Origin of the sequence: Herbaspirillum sp. CAH-3, from assembly GCF_009668275.1 — a bacterium.
In the GTDB taxonomy this organism is placed as follows: domain Bacteria; phylum Pseudomonadota; class Gammaproteobacteria; order Burkholderiales; family Burkholderiaceae_D; genus Herbaspirillum; species Herbaspirillum aquaticum.
Map to the genome: position 1 here is coordinate 55243 of NZ_VSWE01000002.1, position 21504 is coordinate 76746.

Below are 21504 nucleotides of genomic sequence, written 5' to 3' on the forward strand. Positions count from 1 at the left end.
TGCCGCAGCGGGCGCAGGAAGGATTGTTGCAGGCTACGGATTTCTTGTGGCGGGCGAGGGCGGAAACGAAAACGCCGGCATGACGCCGGCGTTTGCCTGCAACCAGCGTGACCGTCAGACGATGGCGCCGAACAGGCCCGCACCGATAAAGGCCAGCGCCACCACGCCAATACCCATCGACAGGTAGGCCAGCACGGCGACGCCCGTGATGATGGTGGCCGACGCCAGGACGATGGCCACTTGCAGCATACCCGCGGCCATTTCCATCTTCTCGTATTTCTCCATGTAGGCATGCGCCTCATGCTCGGCTGCGCGCGCCTTGTGGGACAGCTCCTTCTTGCCTTCGCCGCTCTTCTCGTCGCTGTCGTAATGGGCGATGGCGTCGTCGAGCTTGGCCACGGCCGCGCTGATGCGTTCATCCTTGGGATTGCCCAGCAGGGTCAGTTGCTGCTTGGCCAGCTGCGCCGCATTGCCGCGTACCGACTTGGCCTGGAAGAAGGACCACAGGTTGGCCGCCTCCTGATGCTTCAGGATGACTTCGGTCTGGTAAGACTTGGACAGGGTTTCGGTAATGGCCAGCACCAGCGCCAGGATGGCGATGAGCAGGGCCAGCTTCTTGTTGCCGGAGGCATGGGCGTGCTCGGCGTGTTCCAGGTTTTCGGTGGTTTCCGTCATGATCGTTGTTGGTATGGGAGCAAAGGAGGCCGGCCCGGCAATTGGGCAGCGTTTCAACAACGATTCACATGCACATCGGTTGACCTGAATCATCACGAAACTCGTCTTTTCCCGTAGGGCGGGTGCGTCCTATCCTCAGGGATAATTGCACCAACGGGCAATGTTCGGGTAAAACATTCGCATTTCCTCACGGCTTGCGCGCAAACCGCCGGACCGGTCCCCGGGGGGAGGGTAGCAAGGTCCGCCCAGATTGCGACTCCTGCAAGTCCAGTTGTCTTTGGCTACACTGTTGAGCCACAAATTCTGAATTTGCGGGATTGGATTTATTGACTGACGTTATACAAAAAGACAATCACATAATCGTTATTGATCAATTACATTAATGGTTCTTCGCAAGCATGACCGGGACAAGGCCAGGCTGGCCCCGCAGTACGGCGTCATGGCGCCGTAGCAGAACGCAGTCAGTCTATTGCCGAATCATCAAGCCGCCGCCCGCCAGGCAGTCTGGGGGTGGCCAAAGGATGCCCGTCCCCGGTCCGGGCATCATGACCATCGGGTCGATCAACAGGAGAGAACGCAATGTCGAATGAAGCCAAGTGCCCCTTCAACCATACCGCCGGCGGCGGCACCAGCAACCGCGACTGGTGGCCCAAGCAGCTCCGTCTGGACCTGCTGGCCCAGCATTCTTCCAAGTCCAACCCCATGGGTGAGGATTTCGATTACGCAGAAGCCTTCAAGAGCCTCGACCTGGCTGCCGTCAAGGCCGACCTGGCCAAGGTGATGACCGACTCGCAGGACTGGTGGCCGGCCGACTTCGGCCACTATGGTCCGCTGTTCATCCGCATGGCCTGGCACAGCGCCGGCACCTATCGCATTGGCGACGGCCGTGGCGGTGCAGGCCGTGGCCAGCAGCGCTTCGCGCCCTTGAACAGCTGGCCCGACAACGTCAACCTGGACAAGGCGCGCCGCCTGCTGTGGCCGGTCAAGCAGAAGTACGGCAACAAGATTTCCTGGGCCGACCTGCTGATCCTGACCGGCAACGTCGCGCTGGAAACCATGGGCTTCAAGACCTTCGGCTTTGCCGGTGGCCGCCAGGACGTGTGGGAACCGGACCTGGACGTGTACTGGGGCACGGAAACCACCTGGCTGGGCGGCGATGATCGCTACGGCCGTGGCAAAGCCGGTGCCAGCCATGGCGAGATCACGGCCGACGCCGACCGTCACGGCAACGAGCAGAGCCGTACCGCCCCCACCGGCCGCAACCTGGAAAACCCGCTGGCCGCCGTCCAGATGGGCCTGATCTACGTGAACCCGGAAGGTCCGGAAGGCAACCCCGACCCGGTCGCAGCCGCCCATGACATCCGCGAAACCTTCGCCCGCATGGCGATGGACGATGAAGAAACCGTGGCCCTGATCGCCGGCGGCCACACTTTCGGCAAGACCCACGGTGCAGGCGATGCCAAGCACGTGGGCCGTGAGCCGGAAGGTGGCGACCTGGAAAGCCAGGGCCTGGGCTGGAAGAGCAGCTTCGGCAGCGGCGCCGGTGGCGACACCATCAGTTCCGGCCTGGAAGTGACCTGGACCCAGACCCCGGCCCAGTGGAGCAATTACTTCTTCGAGAACCTGTTCAACTATGAATGGGAACTGACCAAGAGCCCGGCCGGCGCCCACCAGTGGGTGGCCAAGGGTGCCGATGCGGTGATCCCGCACGCCCATGGTGGCGCACCGCTGCGTCCGACCATGCTGACCACGGACTTGTCGCTGCGCTTCGATCCGGCCTATGAAAAAATCTCGCGCCGCTTCCTGGAAAACCCCGACCAGTTCGCCGACGCCTTCGCCCGCGCCTGGTTCAAGCTGACCCACCGCGACCTCGGCCCGCGTGCGCGCTACCTCGGTCCGGAAGTGCCGGCCGAAGAACTGATCTGGCAAGACCCGCTGCCCAAGGCAGAGGGTGCGCCGATTGATGCCGCCGATGTGAGCGCCTTGAAGAGCAAGATCCTGGCCTCGGGCCTGTCGGTGAGCGAGCTGGTCTCGACCGCCTGGGCCTCGGCCTCCACCTTCCGTGGTGGCGACAAGCGCGGCGGTGCCAACGGCGCACGCATCCGCCTGGCGCCGCAGAAGGATTGGGCTGCCAACCAGCCGGCCCAGCTGGCCAAGGTATTGAAGGCGCTGGAAGGCATCCAGGCCGAGTTCAACCAAGGTGCCAAGAAGGTATCGCTGGCTGACCTGATCGTGCTGGCCGGTAGCGCAGCCGTTGAAAAGGCGGCCAAGGATGCCGGCGTAGCGATCACTGTGCCCTTCAGCGCAGGTCGTGTGGACGCGTCGCAGGCGCAGACCGACGTCGCTTCCTTCGAACCGCTGGAACCCGTCGTCGATGGTTTCCGCAACTTCCAGAAGCAGCGTTATGCAGTGCGTGCCGAAGACATGCTCATCGACAAGGCCCAGCAACTGACCCTGACCGCGCCGGAAATGACGGTCTTGATCGGTGGCCTGCGCGTGCTGGGCAACACGGTCGGTGGCAGCACCAAGGGTGTGTTCACATCCAAGGTCGGTGTGCTGTCCAATGACTTCTTCGTCAACCTGCTGGACATGGGGACCGAGTGGAAATCCACGTCGCCCGCCCAGGAAGAGTTCGAAGGCCGTGACCGCAAGAGCGGTGCCGTCAAGTGGACCGGCACGCGCGTGGACCTGGTGTTCGGCTCCAACGCCGTGCTGCGCGCCCTGGCCGAAGTCTATGCCAGCTCGGACGCCAAGGAAAAGTTCGTCAAGGACTTCGTGGCCGCCTGGGTCAAGGTGATGGACCTGGATCGCTATGACCTGAAGAAGTAAGCAGCAAAGCAGCAACGCAGTCAGGCAGTGAAGCGATGAACGACGGCGGGCCGCAAGGCTCGCCGTTTTTCTTTGCGTGCGCGCATGTCATGGAGATGTCACGGAGTACGTCGGCGCAGGGGCTATAGTGGCGTTCGGTCTTTTTCTTCACCTGCGAGGCGCACGATGGCCCTGAGCCTGGATGACATTGCCCTGCTGTTCACACGGCACGGCCACACCCAATATACCGGCGAGCCGGTCACGCAACTGGAACACGCGCTGCAATCGGCGCGGCTGGCCGAGCAGGAGGGCGCAGCGCCCAGCCTGATCGTGGCCAGCCTGCTGCACGACCTCGGGCATCTGCTGGAAGACCTGGGCCAGACCCCGACGCTGGCCGGCATCGATGACCTGCACCAGTACCGCGTGCTGCCTTTCCTGCGCGGCGTGTTCGATGAAGCCGTGCTGGCCCCGATCGCCCTGCATGTGGATGCCAAGCGCTACCTTTGCGCCACCGATCCGGATTACTTCGCCCAGCTCTCCGCCGATTCGGTGCGCAGCCTGCAATTGCAGGGCGGGATCTTCGATGTGGAACAGGCTGCGGCGTTCATTGACCGGCCTTATGCTGAGGAGGCGGTCAGGTTGCGGCGCTGGGATGATCGCGCCAAGACAGCGGGTTTGCCCACGCCCGATTATGCGCACTATGCCGGCTACTTCAGCCAGTGCCTGCTGCAGCCGGGCAAGTCCGGCCGTGCTCAGGCCAGGTAAGTCTTCCGATACGCCGCTGGGGTGGTGCCGCGCAACTTGCGCAGCGCGTGCGTGAGTGCACTCTGGTCTCCATAGCCACAACGCTGGGCAATCTGCGCCAGCGGCAGGCTGCTCGTGCGCAGCAGCTGGCAGGCCCGGGCCACGCGGACTTCGGCCAGCCAGGCGCGCGGCGACGTGTCCAGTTCGGCGCGAAACCATTCATGCAGCCGGCTGGGGGAGATCGCTGCCAGTTGCGCCATCTGCGCCACCGTCCAGGGATGGTCGGCCCGCGCCTCCACCCGCGCCAGCATCAGGCGCAGACGCGACAGCGCCTGCGGCTGCTGCGTGAGCGTGTCCAGCAGCAGGGGAATCCAATGCTGTAGCGTTTTGCCGGCGGGGCGGTTGTCGCTCAGTGCCAGCGCCATGAATTCCACCAGTTTGCCGGCGGCGCCCGACAAGGGCAAAAATGGCCGCTGCGCCAGCGCCTCCAGTTGCAGGCTGCCGACCGCATCGGGAGCCAGGTCCACCACCAGCGAGCGATTCTCGCCGCCGGCGCGCGTGGCGTGCCGCGCACCGGGTTCGACGAAGGCCGCCGTGGCGGTATCGGCCAGGCCTTCGCGGCCGGCGATGTCCATCGCCAGATGGCCTGCCAGCGGCAGCACCAGCTGCGGGAAATCATGCCGGTGCGCCAATGACTCCTCGCGATAGCTGCGCAGGTGCAACTGCGCCACGGGCGGGGCAGTGTCGGGATGCGGTAGCGAGGAAGGGATCATGGTGCGCAGGGAGGTGAGGCAACCCCGCCATGATAGCGGACTTCGCTGTGACGGCAGCAAGCGCGATCCCTTCACACGACATCCGCATGACCTGAAGCGTCTTGCAAAACATCAGTGTTACCGGCAGCCAAGACAAAGCCGCCGGGCTTGCGCCACGGCGGCTTCGGGAGAGGCCTGGATGCGGGTGAAGCTTACTGCATATGCCAGCCATGGCTGACCACCACCGATTGGCCGGTCAGCGCGTTGGTCGGGAAGGCCGCCAGGAAGACGGCGGTCTGGGCCACATCCTGGGTGGTGGTGAATTCACCGTCCACGGTGTCCTTCAACATGATCTTCTTGATCACGTCCTCTTCGCTGATGCCGAATTCCTTGGCCTGCTCGGGGATCTGCTTTTCCACCAGCGGCGTGCGCACGAAGCCGGGACAGATGACGTTGGTGCGGATCTTGTCCTTGGCGCCTTCCTTGGCCACGGTCTTGGCCAGCCCCAGCAGGCCGTGCTTGGCGGTGACATAGGGCGACTTGAGCGCCGAGGCCTGGTGCGAGTGGACCGAACCCATGTAGATGATGGAGCCGCCACGGCCTTGCTTGATCATGGCCTTCATCGCCGCGCGGGTGGTCAGGAAGGCGCCGTCGAGGTGGATCGCCAGCATCTTGCGCCAGTTCTCCAGCGACAGCTCCGTGACCGGGCTGATGATCTGGATGCCGGCATTGCTGATCATGATGTCCAGCCCGCCGTAGGTATTCACGGCATCGGCCACGCCCTTGTCGACCTGGGTTTCATCGGTGACGTTCATGGCCACCGCCATGGCGGTCCCGCCATTCTTGACGATCTCTTCGGCCGTGGCCTTGGCCGCTTCCAGGGCCAGGTCGGCGATGACGACCTTGGCGCCCTGTTTGGCATATTCGACCGCGATTTCCTTGCCGATGCCGCTGGCCGAACCGGTGATGAGAGCGACTTTATCCTTGAGTAGCATGATCTTCCTTTATGTTTCGAGTTGACGGACATTGCAAAGCCAGGCCGCCAATGCCACCGGCGCAATTGCGCTCGGCCTGCATGGCGGCCAGCTATCCCTGGTTTCGATGAACTGAGCATCGAAAGATTCCACGGGTGCCGATCTCACCCTTGCACCCGTTTTCCTTGCCCTCTCGCGTGTGCCTGCTCCTCGATGGGAGGTCTCCTGGCGCCGCTTTGTCATGCCATTGTAACGCTGGGCAGCCTGTTGTTGCTGCACTGCCAAAACGCTTGCAGAGGTCATGTGCGTGAAACATTCGCTGGTTAGTCTGTGCAGCGTTATCCCGGGGACATCGGCTGTTTCTCGAAAACCATCGATCCATTCTTCGATTTCATTTGAGACAGCCGCAATTCTGAGGGGGATGCAGGATGCATGTCAGGCGAGGTCGCTTATGTTGTTTGGTTGACCTGGCAGATGTCTTCCACGGTCCCCTTCAACATCACCACAAAGGACAGTGCATGAGACTGCTTACCATTCCTGCCGATGCCAATCCGAGTTTTGCCAAGCTCAACCTGAGCCTGGCCAGCACCCCGGAAGAAGTGCGCGAAGTGCAGCGCCTGCGCTACAAGGTGTTCATCGAAGCGATGAACCTGTCGGCCCTGGCCAACCCGGAAGGCCTGGACAAGGATGAGTTCGACGACTACTGCGATCACCTGATCGTGCGCGACAGCAAGACGCTCTCGGTGGTCGGCACCTACCGCGTGCTCAGTCCGCACGGTGCGCGCCGCATGGGCAAGTTCTACTCGGAACAGGAATTCGACCTCTCGCGCCTGGACAACATCCGTGGTGTCATCGCCGAGGCCGGCCGCGCCTGCATCCACCCGGACTACCGCAGCGGCGGCGTCATCATGATGCTGTGGGCTGGCCTGGCCGCCTACATGCGCAAGGAGCGCTGCGAATACCTGATGGGCTGCGCCAGCGTGAGCCTGGCCGATGGTGGCCACAACGCCGCCGCGCTGTATCACGCCTTCCGCGAAAAGAACCTGGCGCCGCCGGACTACCGCGTCACGCCGCTGCTGCCCTTCCCGCTGGAAGACCGCCAGGCCGGCATCGAGCCGCAGATCCCGCCGCTGCTGCGCGGCTACCTGCGCAGCGGTGCCTGGGTGTGCGGCGAACCGGCCTGGGATCCTGATTTCCACTCGGCCGATTTCTTCCTGCTGCTGCCGCTCTCCAAGCTCGACAGCCGCTACGCCCGCCACTACCTCAAGGATTCGAGGACCGCATGAAGCCACGCGAACAGTTCATGGAAAAAGCCCAGGGGCTGTTCGCCGACCTGGGTCCCGACCACGATGCCGGTGACGAGGAAGCCAAGCGCGATCCGCTGCGCTTCCGCACCATATGGATTTCCGACATCCACCTCGGTACCACCGGCTGCCAGGCCGAGCGCCTGCTGGAGTTCCTGCGCGCCACCGAATCCGAGACGCTCTATCTCGTGGGCGACATCATCGATGGCTGGCAACTCAAGCGCCGCTGGTACTGGGACCAGTCCCACAACAACGTGGTGCAGACCGTCCTCAAGAAAGCCAAGAAGGGCACCAATGTCATCTTCGTCCCCGGCAACCACGATGAAGTGATCCGCCAGTTCATCGACCTCGATTTCGGCGGCATCAAGATCCGCGACGAACTGGTGCATGTGACCGCCGAGGGCAAGCGCATGCTGGTGCTGCACGGCGACCGTTTCGACGGCGTCATCGCCTGCGCCAAGTGGCTCGCCTACGTGGGCGACAGCCTCTACACCATGATCCTCAAGTTCAACCAGTGGTTCAACAGCTGGCGTGCCCGTGCCGGGCTGCCGTACTGGTCGCTCTCGCAGTACCTCAAGTCCAAGGTCAAGAATGCGGTGAACTACATCACCTCCTTCGAAGATGCACTCGCTGAAGAAGCCAAGAAGAAGGGCCTGGATGGCGTCATCTGCGGTCACATCCACAAGCCCGAGATCCGCGACATCGGCGGCGTGGTCTACTGCAACGACGGCGACTGGGTCGAGAGCCTCTCGGCACTGGTGGAAGATCCGAATGGTGAACTGCGCCTGGTGACCTGGCAGGAAATCATGCAGCTCAAACGCGCCGGCAAGGAAGCGCGCCAGGCGGCCCGGGAACTCGCCACCGCCTGAGGGCGGCAAGTTCGTCGCGCTACATATCGTTTATATTGTTTATATAGTTTATGCGCATTGCCATCATCAGCGACGCCGGAGAGCCGCAAGTCAACGGCGTCGTCAACACCTTGCGCTCCACCGTGCGTTGCCTGCGCGGTCTCGGCCACGAAGTGCTGCTGCTGTCGCCGCGCGACTTCCGCACCTTCGCCTGTCCGACCTATCCTGAAATCCGCCTGGCCTACAAGCCTTATGCCCGCATCGCGGCCACGCTCGAATCCTTCCAGCCCGACTGCATCCACATCGCCACCGAAGGACCGATGGGGCTGGCAGCGCGCCGTTATTGCGTGCGCCACAAGCTCAGTTTTACCACCGCCTATCACACCCGCTTCCCGGAATACCTGGCTGCGCGCAAGCTGCTGCCCAAGGCGATCACCTATCGCCTGCTGCGCTGGTTCCATGGCCGCTCCGAAGCCATCATGGTGCCCACCCCGGCGATGAAGTCGGCGCTGGAAGAAGAGGGCTTCCGCAATGTCGTCCTGTGGGGGCGGGGCGTCGATACCAATCATTTCCGTCCGGCGGTGGAAGACCACGCCTGCATCGAGCGGCCGCTGTTCCTCTACGTGGGCCGCGTGGCCGTGGAAAAGAACATCGAAGCCTTCCTCAAACTGGACCTCCCTGGTACCAAGTGGGTGGTCGGCGATGGACCGCAGCTCGAAGACCTGAGTGCCCGCTATCCCCAAGTACGGTTCCTGGGCGCCAAGGGCCATGACGAACTGCCGGCCTATTACAACTGCGCCGATGTCTTCGTCTTCCCCAGCAAGACCGATACCTTCGGCCTGGTGCTGCTCGAAGCCATGGCCTGCGGGATTCCGGTGGCCGCTTATCCGGTCGAGGGCCCCATCGATGTGGTCGACAACGGCGTCTCCGGCGTGCTGCGCCACGACCTCCAGCAGGCCTGCCTGCAAGCCCTGAAGCTGGACCAGGAAGCCGTGCGTGCCCACGCCGCCACCCGCTCCTGGGAATCGGCGACCCAGCAGTTCCTGCAGCACCTGCACCTGGCGCATCGCAGCGCGCCTGGCAAGGCCGGTGCCATCAAGCCGGTGCGCGAGTCCCGCTGAGCTGGCGACGTCTGCCGTGCGCAGCCGTCCCTCTTCTTCATTTTTTGATAACTATGCAAGACGAACATGGCCGCATGCCGACAAAGCATTGGCATGCGCGCTCGCGCCTCTTCTAAGATGCGCCACGCCCGCGTGCGCTGACGTCGCAATTGGCCTGTCGTATGGCGCAGCGCCCATAACAAAACGCCAACAGAGACGCCCATGTCGCGCATCACAGCCCGTCAGTGCCGGCCTGACAGGTCCGCCCCACGCACTTTGGCAAAGGCCTGGCGCGGAGCAGGCATGAATCATGCTCACCCGCGAGCGCAAGAACAGCAAAGCAAAACGGACGACGCACCGTGGCCCTCGCCGGTGTCGGCATCCGCATCAAAGTCGTAGTGCGCGTTACAAGGAAGAGAACATCCATGATTCAACATCTCAAGATCGGCAGCCGCCTGGCTTTCGGCTTCTGCCTCATCCTGCTGCTGGCCACCGCCATCCTGCTCATCGGCCTGTGGCGCATGGCCGAGCTGGAGGCCAGCAGTGAATACGTGATCGAGAAGAAGGTCACCGCCATGACGGCCGCCATGAACATGCGCGAAGCCGGCAGCCAGCTGGCGCTGGCCCTGCGCAAGGTGGTCACGCCCACCGATGCCGCCGAAGGCAAGGCCGAGGACGCGCATCTGGGCCAGATCCTGAAGGCCTACGCCGGATTTGAAAAGCAGATCACCGAGCTCTCCTCGGAGGGCCAGGGCAAGCAGTTGCTGGAGGCCGCCAGCGGCGAGAGCAAGAAGCTGTTCCCGCTGGTGGAGCAGATTCGCCAGCAGGTGGTCAGCAACAATTACTTCGATGCCGCCCAGCAGTTGAAGAGCGACTTCCTGCCCGCGCACGACAAGTGGATGGCCAGCGTGGCCGCGCTGGCCACCTTCCAGCAAGACGACATGAAACAAGCCCATGCCGACGCCAAGGACAGCTATCGCAAGGCCCAGGTCGGCATGCTGGCCATGGGCGCGCTCACGCTCGGGCTGGGCTTCTTCTTCACCTTCGTCATCACGCGCTCCATCGTCAATCCGCTCAAGCGCGCCGGCCATATCGCGGAAACGATTTCCCGTGGCGACCTGACCCACGACTTCCACGACCAGGGCCGCGATGAAGCCGCCCACCTGGTCAACGCCCTCGATGCCATGCAGGGCAACCTGGCCGCCACGCTCAACGAGGTCAAGGAAAGCGCCGCCGTCATCGCGGTGGCCTCGCATGAAATCGCTCGCGGCAACGTGGATCTGTCCAACCGCACCGAATCGCAAGCCTCCAGCCTGGAAGAAACCGCCAGCTCCATGGAGCAGCTCACCTCCACCGTGCAGCAGAACGCCGCCAACGCGCAGCAGGCCAACCAGCTGGTGCTGTCGGCCTCGGACTACGCCACCAAGGGCGGACGCGTGGTGGGCGACGTCGTGGCGACCATGGGCTCGATCAAGGAAAGCTCGGGCAAGATCGTCGACATTATCGGCGTCATCGATGGCATCGCCTTCCAGACCAATATCCTGGCTCTGAACGCCGCCGTGGAAGCGGCCCGTGCCGGCGAGCAGGGCCGCGGGTTTGCGGTCGTTGCCTCGGAAGTGCGCGCGCTGGCCCAGCGCAGCGCGGCCGCCGCCAAGGAAATCAAGGAACTCATCAGCGACTCGGTGGACAAGGTCGATGCCGGCGGCAAGCTGGTCGATGAAGCCGGTGCGACCATGAGCGAGATCGTCAGCTCGGTCAAGCACGTGGCCGACATCATGGGCGAGATCACGGCCGCCAGCCAGGAGCAGAGTGCCGGCATCGCCGAGGTCAACAATGCCATCGCCCAGATCGACGAGATCACCCAGCAGAATGCGGCCCTGGTCGAGCAGGCTGCGGCCGCCGCCGAAAGCCTGCAGGAGCAGTCCGATGTCCTGGCCCGCGCAGTGGCGGTGTTCAAGCTCAAGACTGCGCGTGCGGGGCAAGTGGGCATGCCGCATCCTGCGCCGGTGATGGGCAGCGTGCAGCCGGCGCGCACCGTCAACGCACCACCGGCCGTGAGCGTGGTCAAGAGCCGGCCGGTGGCCAGCCTGCCGGCAGCGGGTACGCCTGCCAACCGCAAGCCGGCAGCCGCGGCACGGGATGATGATTTCGAGGAATTCTGATGGCGGGTACTGAAGCGACCCTGTGATTTCAATGAATAGATAGTTAACTAAAAATCAAGTCAACGCGCAAGCGCCGCCACCTGGCAGGGTGGCGGCGTTTTTTTTTCAAGGCAGAGCAAGCACGTTCCGTGAGAATTCAAGATAATTGCGAAGTTGCCGTAAAGCTATATCAATGCGGCAGACAGACCGTTCCTGCAAGGGGAGGGCGGTCGCCTGCTCAACCGGGGGGAAGAGCGCGGCGTCACGGAAGCGGCCACACAGGCTCGACGACGCCCATGCCGACTGCACGAAGAAGGCGGCCCCGGGGATCACCTTGCGGTACTTTCCCTTCATCCACCGGAACCAGTCCATGTCCATCAAGAACCTTTCGATCAAGGCGCAACTCGCCGTTGCCGTCCTTGTCCTGTCCCTCCTGCTGCTTGCGCTCGGCCTGTCGGGCCTGTTGGGCATGTCGGCCGCCGTGAGCATCAACCGCCAGCTCTCCGAAGAGCGCATTCCCAAGACGGTCGCCGCCGACAATACCCTGATCTGGATCGGCCGCCAGCGTACCTCGCTGGACCAGGCCGCCATGACGAATGACCCGGCCTGGGCCGAGCGCATGATGGGCATGGACGCCAACGCCCGCAAGGAAGCCCTGCAATGGTGGGGCAAGTACACCGCGCTGCCCCAGACCGACGACGGCCGGGTGCTGGTCAAGAAAGTCTCCGAAGGCATCGACAAGACCGAGCAGGAGCTGGCCCGCTTCGCCGAGGTGATCAAGGGCGGGGACCGCCAGGCTATCGCCGACCAGGCGCGCAAGGTCGGCACCATCTACACCGCCATGCAACTGGATGGCCAGGCCCTGAGCAAGTATGAGACCGAGCAGGCCGCCGCCAGTGTGGAAGCGAACATGGCCCGGTTCGAGGCCTCACGCATGTTTTCCATCGCGGCCGTCATCGGCGGCCTGCTGCTGGCCTTCTTCAGCTGGTGGTCACTGCGCCGTGCGATCGGCGAGCCGATGCAGCGCGCCCTGCGCCACTTCGATGCCATCGCCAATGGCGACCTGACCCAGCCGGTCCACGTGCATTCGAAGAATGAAATGGGCCAGTTGCTGCAGGGCCTGGCACGCATGCAGGAGAGCCTCTCCCGCACCGTACGTGCCGTGCGTGGCGGCAGCGATGCCATTGCCACGGCCACGCGCGAGATCGCTTCGGGCAACCTGGACCTGTCGGCGCGCACCGAGCAGCAGGCCGCCTCGCTGGAAGAAACCGCCTCCAGCATGGAAGAACTGACCGGCACCGTGAAGCACAACGCCGACAACGCCCGCCAGGCCACGACGCTGGCCGTCAATGCCTCCACCATCGCCGCCGACGGCAATGCCGTGGTCGGCCGCGTGGTGCAGACCATGGAAGAGATCCGCGAGAGCTCGGCGCGCATCACCGACATCGTCAGCATCATCGATGGCATCGCCTTCCAGACCAACATCCTGGCCCTCAATGCTGCGGTGGAAGCGGCCCGTGCCGGTGAGCAGGGCCGAGGCTTTGCCGTGGTGGCCACCGAAGTGCGCGCGCTGGCGCAGCGTTCTTCCAGTGCTGCCAAGGAAATCAAGGAGCTGATCATGCATTCGGTCGAGCGCGTGCAGGCCGGTTCCCAACTGGTCGGCCAGGCCGGCGACACCATGAATGACGTGATCCAGGCCGTGCAGCGCGTCACCGACATCATGAGCGAGATCTCGGCGGCTTCCAACGAGCAGAGCGCCGGCATCGACCAGGTCTCGCGCGCGGTGACGCAGATGGATGAAGCCACCCAGCAGAATGCCGCCCTGGTCGAGCAGGCCAGTGCCGCCGCCAAGTCGCTGGAGCAGCAAGCCCAGGCGTTGATGCAGGAAGTGGCGATCTTCCGTGTGGGGCAGGGCGAGGCTGTGGCCGTGCGGGCTCCGGTCGAGGTGGTGCAGCCCGTTGCCAAGCCGGTAGCCGCGCCGCTCAAGGCGGCAGCGTCCAAGGCCGCACCGGTCCTGAAGCGTCCCGCCTTGCCGGCGGCTACGTCCGCAGCCAAGCCGGCCTCGCGCCAGCCTGCCAGTAGCGATGACGGTGACTGGGAGACGTTCTGATCGTCCGTTTTTTTGCCTGAAACTTCAGGCGCTCCCATGAAGAATCGCCGCAGCCCGCTTGTGCAGGGTGCGGCGATTTTTTTCTTCACCTCCAGCGCTGCGCGGGGCGAGCCGCCCATTGCGCGCGGGTTTTCAGCGTGACGGATGCTTGGCCGGGCCGTTGAGCAACTCCGGGGCGACCACGGCCTTGAGGTAATTGGTGGTCACGTCGCCCCGCTCGCGCTGGGCGATCCACCAGACGTTGCCCTTGCGCAGCGACCATTCCTGAGGTTGTCCCGAGATCAGCCGGGCCGCAACCTGCCCCAGCGTGGGCTGGTGGCCCACGATCAATACCGGTTCGCGGCTGTCGGGCCAGTTGGCCGCACGCAGCAGGTCATCGGCACTCATGTTGGGCGCCAGGTCGGCCACCACCTTGTATTTGCGCTTCAAGGCTTCCACCGTCTGCAGCGTGCGGGTGGCCGGACTGACCAGGATGCGGCAGCTTTCGGGCAGGTTGCGGTCCAGCCATTCCGCCATCTTCGCCGCCTGCTTGTGCCCCTTCGGGGTCAGCGCGCGGCCCTCGTCGGGTTCGCCCAGTTCGGCCTCGGCGTGACGCCACAGAATCAGGTCCATCTCAGCTCCTTGAGGAAATCAGCAGGCCGCCATGCGCGGCGTTACACCGGTTCTTCCGGCGGCGTGGCCGGAATGCCCAGGGTGGTCATCAGGTGTTGCTGGGCGTTGAAGCACTGCTGCTTGTTGCGCGCCTTCTTGAGGGTGTAGACGCCGTTGACGTCGAGGTGCCAGGCGTTGGTGTTGTCCTTCAGGTAGGGATTCAATCCCTCGGTCATCACGCGTTTCTTGAGCGTCTTGTCCAGCACCGGGAAGGCGACCTCGATGCGGCGGAACAGGTTGCGGTTCATCCAGTCGGCGCTGGCCAGGTAGACGTCGTGCTTCAGGTCGTTGCGGAAGTAATAGATGCGCGAGTGTTCCAGGTAGCGGCCGATGATGGAGCGCACCTTGATGTTCTCCGACAGCCCGGGCACCCCCGGCCGCAGCGCGCAGGCACCGCGCACGATCAGGTCGATCCTGACGCCGTCGGCCGACGCCGCATAGAGCGCGCGGATCACCGACTCATCCAGCAGCGCATTCATCTTGGCGATGATGCGTGCCGGTCGTCCCTCGCGGGCAATCTGTCCCTCGTTGCGAATGGCGCGGATGATTTCCTTCTGCAGCGAGAAGGGCGCCAGCCACAGGTGCGTGAGATTGCGCGGCTTGGTCAGGCTGGTGAGGTGGATGAAGACCTCGTTGACTTCGGCGGTCAGCTCCTGGTTGGAGGTCAAGAGACCAAAGTCGGTATAGAACTTGGTGGTATTGGGGTGGTAGTTGCCGGTGCCCAGGTGCGCATAGAAGCGCAGGTTCTGGTCGTCGTCACGGCGGATCACCAGGGCCAGCTTGGCGTGCGTCTTCAGGCCGACCACGCCGTAGACCACCTGCGCACCGGCCTGCTCCAGCTTGACCGCCCAGTTGATGTTGGCCTCTTCGTCGAAGCGCGCCATCAGCTCCACGATCACTGTCACTTCCTTGCCGTGCTGGGCGGCGTAGATCAGGGCCTCCATCAGGTCCGAGTTCATGCCGGTGCGGTAGATGGTCTGCTTGATGGCCAGCACGCGCGGATCATGGGCGGCGGTGCGGATGAAATCGACCACCGGCTGGAAGGACTGGAAGGGGTGGTGCAGCAGCACGTCCTTCCTGTCCAGCGCGGCGAAGATGTTTTCATTGGCCAGCTGCGGCGGCAGCGTGGGCGAGAAGGGCGGGAAGCGCAACTCGGGCTGGTTCACCAGGTTCACGATCTCGCCCAGGCGCACCATGTTCACAGGACCCTGCACGGCGTAGAGACGATTGCGCTCGATGTTGAACTGGTTCAGCAGGAACTGCGCCAGGTGTTCCGGGCAATTGGCCGCCACTTCCAGGCGCACCGCCACACCGAACTGGCGGCTTTGCAATTCGGTCTCCAGCGCCTGGCGCAGGTTCTTGACCTCTTCTTCATCGACCCACAGGTCGCTGTTGCGGGTGACGCGGAATTGCGAATAGGCGGTGATGTCGCGGCCCGGGAACAGGTCCGCGATATGCGCATGGATCACCGAAGAGAGCAGGCAGAACGAGGACTGGCCCTTGGCCGACAGGTGGTCCGGCAGCTTGATCACGCGCGGCAGTACGCGTGGCGCCTTGACGATGACGATGGCCGTACCGCGTCCGAAGGCATCCTTGCCGGAGAGCTCGATGATGAAATTGAGGCTCTTGTTGTGCACCTGCGGGAAGGGGTGGGCCGGGTCCAGCCCGATGGGCGTCAAGAGCGGGCGCACGTGCTGCTCGAAATATTGCTTCACCCAGGCGCGCTGGGCTTCGTTGCGGTCGTCATGGCGCAGCAGGTGGATGCCGTTGGCGGCCAGCTGCGGCAGGATCTCTTCGTTCAGGAGTTCATATTGGCGCGTGACGATGCGGTGGCATTCGGCGCTGGTGCGCTCGAGCGCGGCGCGCAGCTCGGGCGGATCGATGTTCTCGCCCTCGATGCGGTTGGCCAGCAGGCTGGCGATGCGCACTTCAAAGAATTCATCGAGATTGCTGCTGCAAATGCACAAATAGCGCAGGCGCTCCAGCAGCGGCACGCTGTCGTCTTCGGCCTGGGCCAGCACACGGCGGTTGAAGGCCAGTTGCGACAGTTCACGGTTGAGGTAAATCGTACTAGCGGGAAGTTCAGGTTGGGTACTGCTCTCCGGCTTTGCTTTTCTGGTCATCAATGGTCCCTGTCCATCCACTTTGAGCGGGCAGTGTATTTAGGAGGTATGACGAGTTTATGACAACACCTTGGCGGCTTTGTCACATTTGGATCAGTATAAATCCATCTTTATATGATGACAAAATCATATTTGTCGCGAGGCAACCCTTTGCATTGGCCTGCGCGGACCGTGACATCAAATTGTCAGGAAAGCCGCACTGCGCGTGGCATGCGGCTTTTCGGGCGGTTCGGGCGCGCTGTTGAGGGTCTGCTGCAACGCGGCGCAGGGGCCTGTGCAATCTGGACTGGATGACAAGTTCGGGTCATAAACTCGTCACATTAGCTGGTTAAAGTTCGCCCTGTCTCGAAAGTCATCCCTCCCGATGTGATGTTTCTCGGTGACCGTCCTCTCTTCAAAATCATAGGAGTAGCAGAAATGGGTTTTAACCATCTGATCAAGTCTGTTGCAATCGCAGTGGCTGGCGCTTTCGCTTTCAGCGGTGCCGCGCATGCAGCAGAAATCACCGGCGCTGGCGCCTCCTTCCCGTACCCGGTCTACGCCAAGTGGGCTGAGCTGTACAAGGCCGCCACCGGCAACAGCCTGAACTACCAATCCATCGGTTCGGGCGGTGGTATCAAGCAGATCAAGGCCAAGACCGTCGATTTCGGCGCCTCCGACGCCCCGCTGCCGCAGAGCGAACTGGCTGAAGCCGGCCTGACCCAGTTCCCCGCCGTCGTCGGTGGTGTGGTCCCCGTGGTCAACCTGGACGGCGTGACCCCCGGCCAGATCAAGCTGTCGGGCCAGGTGCTGGGCGACATCTACGCCGGCAAGATCACCAAGTGGAACGCCGCTGAAATCACCGCGCTGAACCCGGGCGTGAAGCTGCCCAATGAAGACATCACCGTCGTCTACCGTTCGGACGCATCGGGCACCTCCTACGTCTTCACCTCCTACCTGTCCAAGGCCAACGCTGACTTCAAGAGCAAGATCGGTGCTGGTACTGCCGTGAAGTGGCCCACCGGCGTGGGTGGCAAGGGTAACGAAGGCGTTGCCGCCAACGTGCAGAAGGTCAAGGGCGCCATCGGCTACGTCGAGTACGCCTACGTCAAGAAGAACAAGCTGAACTACACCCAGCTGAAGAACAAGGATGGCAACTTCGTCTCCCCGGACGATTCCACCTTCAAGGCCGCTACCGCCGCTGGCGACTGGGCCAAGACCCCGGGCTTCGCTGTTGACTTCACCGATGCCGCCGGCAAGGAATCGTGGCCGATCTCCAGCGCCACCTTCATCCTGCTGCACAAGGAACAGGCTGGCGATGGCGCCAAGGGCCGCGAAGTCCTGAAGTTCTTCGACTGGGCCTACAAGAACGGCGGCAAGGTTGCTGCTGAACTGGACTACGTGCCCCTGCCGGATTCGGTCACCAAGCTGGTGGAAGATTCCTGGAAGAGCAACGTCAAGGACAGCAGCGGCAAGGCACTCTGGTAAGCCAAGCCCAGTCCGGCCGGATGCCATGAACATCCGGCCACAGCAGCCTCTCCCCTACGGAGCATTCGGGTCATCGCAGCGAGAACGAGCAACTCTGGAGCACAGAGCATTCGCGGCGATGGCCCGTTTTAATGGTGAATTCAAATGAGCGCTAATTATTCCACCACGGCAATGTCGAATACCGAAGTCAAAAAATCCCCGACAGAGACTGAAAGCGCGCAAGCGGCGCGCGAGAAGCTGATGGTCGTCATGCGCCACCAGCGTCTGCAGGATTTCTTTTTCCACAAGATCACCCTGATCTTCGCCCTGTCCGTGCTGCTGATGCTGGGCGGGATCATCGTTTCCCTCATCATCGGTGCCGCACCGGCGTTCCAGGCCTTTGGCCCGGGCTTCATCACGCGCGTCGAATGGGATCCGACCAATAACGAATTCGGCGCCATGATCGCCATCGTCGGCACGCTGTCGACCTCGATCATCGCCTTGCTGATCGCCTTCCCGGTCAGTTTCGGCATCGCCCTGTTCCTGACCGAAATCTGCCCCGCCAAGCTGCGCCGCCCGCTGGGCACCTGCGTGGAACTGCTGGCGGGCGTGCCCTCCATCATCTACGGCATGTGGGGCCTGTTCGTGTTCGCGCCGCTGTTCTCCGAATACGGCCAGCCCTTCCTGAAGGCTACCTTGGGCCAGATCCCCGGCATCGGCGTGCTGTTCTCCGGCCCGACCATGGGCATCGGCATCCTGACCGCCGGCCTGATCCTGTCGGTGATGATCATCCCCTTCATCTCCTCGGTGATGCGCGACGTGTTTGAAGTCGTCCCTGCAGTGCTGAAGGAATCGGCCTACGGTCTCGGCTGCACCCGCTGGGAAGTGGTGCGCAAGGTGGTGCTGCCCTATACCAAGACCGGTGTGGTCGGTGGCGTGATGCTGGGCCTGGGCCGTGCGCTGGGCGAGACCATGGCGGTCACCTTCGTGATCGGCAACTCGCACCGCCTGTCCTGGTCGCTGTTCTCTGCCGGCAACTCGATTGCTTCCACCCTGGCCAATGAAATCGCCGAAGCCTCCAGCAAGCTGCACGTGTCTTCGCTGTTTGCCCTGGGCCTGATCCTGTTCGTCATCACCTTCATCGTTCTGTCCGCCGCCAAGATCATGCTCATGGGCATGACCCGCAAGGAAGGATCCAAATAATGAGCCAGACCGTACAAGCCGGTGTGAAAAGCACCGACCAGGCGCAAGCCATGAACCCCGTGTATCGCCGTCGCCTGATGCAGCATCGCATGGGCATGCTGTTCTCCTTCCTGGCCATGGGCCTGGGCCTGTTCGTGCTGGCCTGGATCCTGCTGACCCTGGTGTTCAAGGGCGTGGCAGCCCTGAACCTGGGCCTGCTGACCGAAAACACGCCTGGTCCGGGCGATGCCGGCGGCGGCCTGCTGAACCCCATCGTCGGCTCGCTGCTGATGGTCGGTATCAGCACCATCATCAGCACCCCGATCGGCATCCTGGCCGGCGTCTATCTGGCGGAATACGGCGAGGAAAGCAAGCTGGCCCAGGTCACCCGCTTCGTCACCGACATCATGCTGTCGGCACCGTCGATCGTCATTGGCCTCTTCATCTACGCCATCTACGTGGCCAACGTGAACCACTTCTCGGGCTGGGCCGGTACCTTCGCCATTTCGCTCATCGCCATTCCGGTGGTGGTGAGGACCACCGACAACATGTTGAAGCTGGTGCCCAACGGCCTGCGCGAAGCCGCCTTCGCCCTGGGTGCGCCGCGCTGGAAGGTGGCCATCATCGTGCGCCTGCGTGCCGTCAAGGCCGGTGTGGTGACCGGTGTGCTGCTGGCCGTGGCGCGTATCTCGGGTGAGACCGCTCCGCTGCTGTTCACCGCCCTGAACAACCAGTTCTTCAGCACCAACATGAACCGTCCGATCGCCAACCTGCCGGTGGTGATCAACCAGTTCGCCATGAGCCCGTATGACAACTGGGTCTCGCTGGCATGGGGCGGCGCCTTGCTGATCACCTTCAGCGTGCTGCTGCTCAACGTGCTCTCGCGCACCCTGTTCAAACAACAAATCCCCGGCTAATTCTCCAAGTGACCGACATGACTACTGCTCATCAAATGGCAAGCCACGCTTCGACCGCACCTCTCAACGCCGCTGCGGCCCAGAAGGCCACGCTGGAAGTTTCGCAACTGAACTTCTACTACGGCGGATTCCAGGGTTTGAAGAACATCAACCTGAACATCTACGAAGGCAAGGTGACCGCCTTCATCGGCCCCTCCGGCTGCGGCAAGTCGACGCTGCTGCGCACCTTCAACCGCATGTATGACCTGTACCCCGGCCAGCGCGCCGAGGGCAAGATCATCTATGCCGGCAACAACATCCTCGAAGCGGGCCAGGACCTGAACATGCTGCGCGCCAAGGTCGGCATGGTGTTCCAGAAACCGACCCCGTTCCCGATGTCGGTGTACGACAACATCGCCTTCGGTATCCGCCTGTATGAAAACCTGCCCAAGGGCGAGATGGATGAGCGCGTCGAATGGGCCTTGAACAAGGCGGCCCTGTGGGGTGAAGTCAAGGACAAGCTGCACAAGAGCGGCCTGTCGCTCTCCGGCGGCCAGCAACAGCGCCTGTGTATCGCACGCGGCGTGGCCGTGAAGCCGGAAGTGCTGCTGCTGGATGAACCGACGTCGGCACTGGACCCGATTTCGACGGCCAAGGTGGAAGAGCTGATCGGTGAGCTCAAGAACGACTACACCATCGCCATCGTGACCCACAACATGCAGCAGGCGGCGCGCTGCTCGGATTACACCGCTTACATGTACCTGGGTGAGCTGGTGGAGTTTGGCGAGACCGACCAGATCTTCATGAATCCGGTGCGCAAGGAAACCCAAGACTACATCACCGGCCGCTTTGGCTAATAGGGTGCGGCCTGGGCTACTGCGCATCCCGATCTCTGCGCTGCGATGCTCGCCGTACCCCAGTACGGCTGCGCTTCTCCCGCAGACCTCGGGATTGCTCGCTACGCCCATGCCGCACCCCGAACCGTAGTCATTGCACTGTATAAATTATTTATAGAAATTCTTTTTAGGGACGTCACATGACCGGCGATCATTCCTCCAAACAGTATGACCAGGATCTGGAGCAGATCCGCTCCAAGGTGCTCGCCATGGGCGGCATGGTGGAACACCAGTTCCAGGACGCGATTGCAGCCTTCCGCAACGGCAACCTCGATGTCGCCCATCGCGTGATGAAGGGCGACGAAGCCGTCAACCGCCTCGAAGTCGAACTCGACGACGCCTGCAGCCACCTCATCGTGCGCCGCCAGCCGACCGCCAATGACCTGCGTACCGTCATGGCAACCATCAAGATCATCACCGACCTGGAACGCGTGGGCGACGAGGCGACCAAGATCGCCCGTACCGCCATCCACCTGCACAAGCGCGGTATCGGCCTGGTCTCGCACTACGAAACCGTAAGCCTGATCGCCGAGCAGGCCATGGACCAACTGCGCAGCGCCCTGGACGCCTTCGCCCGCCTGGATGACCAGCAGGCCGCTGAACTCATCAAGCAGGATGAGCGCATCGACCACGGCTTCCGCTCCATCACCCGCAGCCTCATCACCTTCATGATGGAAGACCCGCGCACCATCTCCGGTTCCATCGATACCCTGTGGGTGGCCAAGGCCATCGAACGCATCGGCGACCACGCCAAGAACATCGCTGAATACGTGGTCTACGTGGTCGGTGGCAAGGACATCCGCCATACCGATTTCGGTTCGGCCAAGTCCGCCCTGGACGAAGAAGACTAAGCA

At 62.9% G+C, this 21504-nt stretch carries 18 protein-coding genes; 12 read left to right on the top strand and 6 right to left on the bottom strand.

Annotated elements, in window-relative coordinates:
- Nucleotides 1-114: 114 nt before the first annotated feature.
- Nucleotides 115-675: a DUF4337 domain-containing protein gene (locus tag FYB76_RS03035; RefSeq protein WP_088757332.1), complete on the bottom strand. Its 561-nt coding sequence runs from the start codon at nt 673-675 to the stop codon at nt 115-117.
- Between the two features lie 579 nt (nt 676-1254).
- Between FYB76_RS03035 and katG the strand changes: the two genes are divergently transcribed.
- Together katG and FYB76_RS03045 are read left to right on the top strand one after the other, a co-directional pair.
- Nucleotides 1255-3504 carry a catalase/peroxidase HPI gene (gene katG / locus FYB76_RS03040; protein ID WP_154132645.1) on the top strand — a complete coding sequence of 750 codons (2250 nt, stop codon included), beginning with the start codon at nt 1255-1257 and terminating at the stop codon, nt 3502-3504.
- A 165-nt stretch (nt 3505-3669) separates the two neighbouring features.
- Nucleotides 3670-4248, top strand: a complete 579-nt coding sequence (locus tag FYB76_RS03045; protein ID WP_154132646.1) for a phosphonate degradation HD-domain oxygenase — start codon at nt 3670-3672, stop codon at nt 4246-4248.
- On the opposite strand, the gene FYB76_RS03050 is transcribed toward FYB76_RS03045, so the two are convergent.
- Both FYB76_RS03050 and FYB76_RS03055 read right to left on the bottom strand, forming a co-directional pair.
- Complete coding sequence (locus FYB76_RS03050) at nt 4236-5000, bottom strand: AraC family transcriptional regulator (RefSeq protein ID WP_154132647.1); 765 nt, start codon at nt 4998-5000, stop codon at nt 4236-4238. The two genes, FYB76_RS03045 and FYB76_RS03050, sit on opposite strands and share 13 nt — an antisense overlap.
- Nucleotides 5001-5191: 191 nt before the next feature.
- On the bottom strand, nt 5192-5974 hold the full coding sequence (locus FYB76_RS03055) for a 3-hydroxybutyrate dehydrogenase (protein ID WP_145607699.1): 783 nt from the start codon (nt 5972-5974) through the stop codon (nt 5192-5194).
- A 497-nt stretch (nt 5975-6471) separates the two neighbouring features.
- Between FYB76_RS03055 and FYB76_RS03060 the strand changes: the two genes are divergently transcribed.
- The 4 genes from FYB76_RS03060 (at nt 6472) to FYB76_RS03075 (ending at nt 11367) form a co-directional block, all read left to right on the top strand.
- Nucleotides 6472-7239 carry a GNAT family N-acetyltransferase gene (locus tag FYB76_RS03060; RefSeq protein WP_154132648.1) on the top strand — a complete coding sequence of 256 codons (768 nt, stop codon included), beginning with the start codon at nt 6472-6474 and terminating at the stop codon, nt 7237-7239.
- Nucleotides 7236-8126 carry a UDP-2,3-diacylglucosamine diphosphatase gene (locus FYB76_RS03065; RefSeq protein ID WP_154132649.1) on the top strand — a complete coding sequence of 297 codons (891 nt, stop codon included), beginning with the start codon at nt 7236-7238 and terminating at the stop codon, nt 8124-8126. Before FYB76_RS03060 ends, FYB76_RS03065 begins: the two co-directional genes overlap by 4 nt.
- A gap of 50 nt (nt 8127-8176) precedes the next feature.
- Nucleotides 8177-9226: a glycosyltransferase family 1 protein gene (locus tag FYB76_RS03070; RefSeq protein ID WP_154132650.1), complete on the top strand. Its 1050-nt coding sequence runs from the start codon at nt 8177-8179 to the stop codon at nt 9224-9226.
- 404 nt (nt 9227-9630) lie between these two features.
- Complete coding sequence (locus tag FYB76_RS03075) at nt 9631-11367, top strand: methyl-accepting chemotaxis protein (RefSeq protein WP_154132651.1); 1737 nt, start codon at nt 9631-9633, stop codon at nt 11365-11367.
- 105 nt (nt 11368-11472) lie between these two features.
- Here FYB76_RS03075 and FYB76_RS03080 read toward each other — a convergent pair whose 3' ends face one another.
- Nucleotides 11473-11727: a hypothetical protein gene (locus tag FYB76_RS03080; RefSeq protein ID WP_141107043.1), complete on the bottom strand. Its 255-nt coding sequence runs from the start codon at nt 11725-11727 to the stop codon at nt 11473-11475.
- On the opposite strand from FYB76_RS03080, the gene FYB76_RS03085 reads away from it, so the two are divergent.
- Nucleotides 11717-13456 (top strand): methyl-accepting chemotaxis protein, encoded by a 1740-nt coding sequence (locus FYB76_RS03085; RefSeq protein WP_154132652.1) that lies wholly within the window; start codon nt 11717-11719, stop codon nt 13454-13456. The genes FYB76_RS03080 and FYB76_RS03085 overlap by 11 nt on opposite strands.
- 132 nt (nt 13457-13588) lie before the next feature.
- On the opposite strand, the gene sixA is transcribed toward FYB76_RS03085, so the two are convergent.
- Together sixA and ppk1 are read right to left on the bottom strand one after the other, a co-directional pair.
- Nucleotides 13589-14068: a phosphohistidine phosphatase SixA gene (gene sixA, locus FYB76_RS03090; RefSeq protein ID WP_088757342.1), complete on the bottom strand. Its 480-nt coding sequence runs from the start codon at nt 14066-14068 to the stop codon at nt 13589-13591.
- 41 nt (nt 14069-14109) lie between these two features.
- Entirely contained in the window at nt 14110-16230 is a 2121-nt protein-coding gene (gene ppk1 / locus FYB76_RS03095) for a polyphosphate kinase 1 (RefSeq protein WP_154132653.1), read from the bottom strand.
- A 417-nt stretch (nt 16231-16647) separates the two neighbouring features.
- Here ppk1 and pstS point away from each other — a divergent pair, with 417 nt between their 5' ends.
- From pstS to phoU, 5 genes are all read left to right on the top strand, one after another.
- Nucleotides 16648-17697: a phosphate ABC transporter substrate-binding protein PstS gene (gene pstS / locus FYB76_RS03100; protein ID WP_154132654.1), complete on the top strand. Its 1050-nt coding sequence runs from the start codon at nt 16648-16650 to the stop codon at nt 17695-17697.
- A 144-nt stretch (nt 17698-17841) separates the two neighbouring features.
- Nucleotides 17842-18879, top strand: a complete 1038-nt coding sequence (pstC, locus tag FYB76_RS03105) for a phosphate ABC transporter permease subunit PstC (RefSeq protein WP_370516288.1) — start codon at nt 17842-17844, stop codon at nt 18877-18879.
- Nucleotides 18879-19775: a phosphate ABC transporter permease PstA gene (gene pstA, locus FYB76_RS03110; protein WP_088757346.1), complete on the top strand. Its 897-nt coding sequence runs from the start codon at nt 18879-18881 to the stop codon at nt 19773-19775. Before pstC ends, pstA begins: the two co-directional genes overlap by 1 nt.
- A gap of 35 nt (nt 19776-19810) precedes the next feature.
- The gene (gene pstB / locus FYB76_RS03115; protein WP_088757347.1) at nt 19811-20611 is read left to right on the top strand and encodes a phosphate ABC transporter ATP-binding protein PstB; all 801 of its coding nucleotides are present in this window, start codon (nt 19811-19813) and stop codon (nt 20609-20611) included.
- Between the two features lie 179 nt (nt 20612-20790).
- The gene (gene phoU, locus FYB76_RS03120) at nt 20791-21501 is read left to right on the top strand and encodes a phosphate signaling complex protein PhoU (RefSeq protein WP_154132655.1); all 711 of its coding nucleotides are present in this window, start codon (nt 20791-20793) and stop codon (nt 21499-21501) included.
- Nucleotides 21502-21504 lie beyond the last annotated feature (3 nt).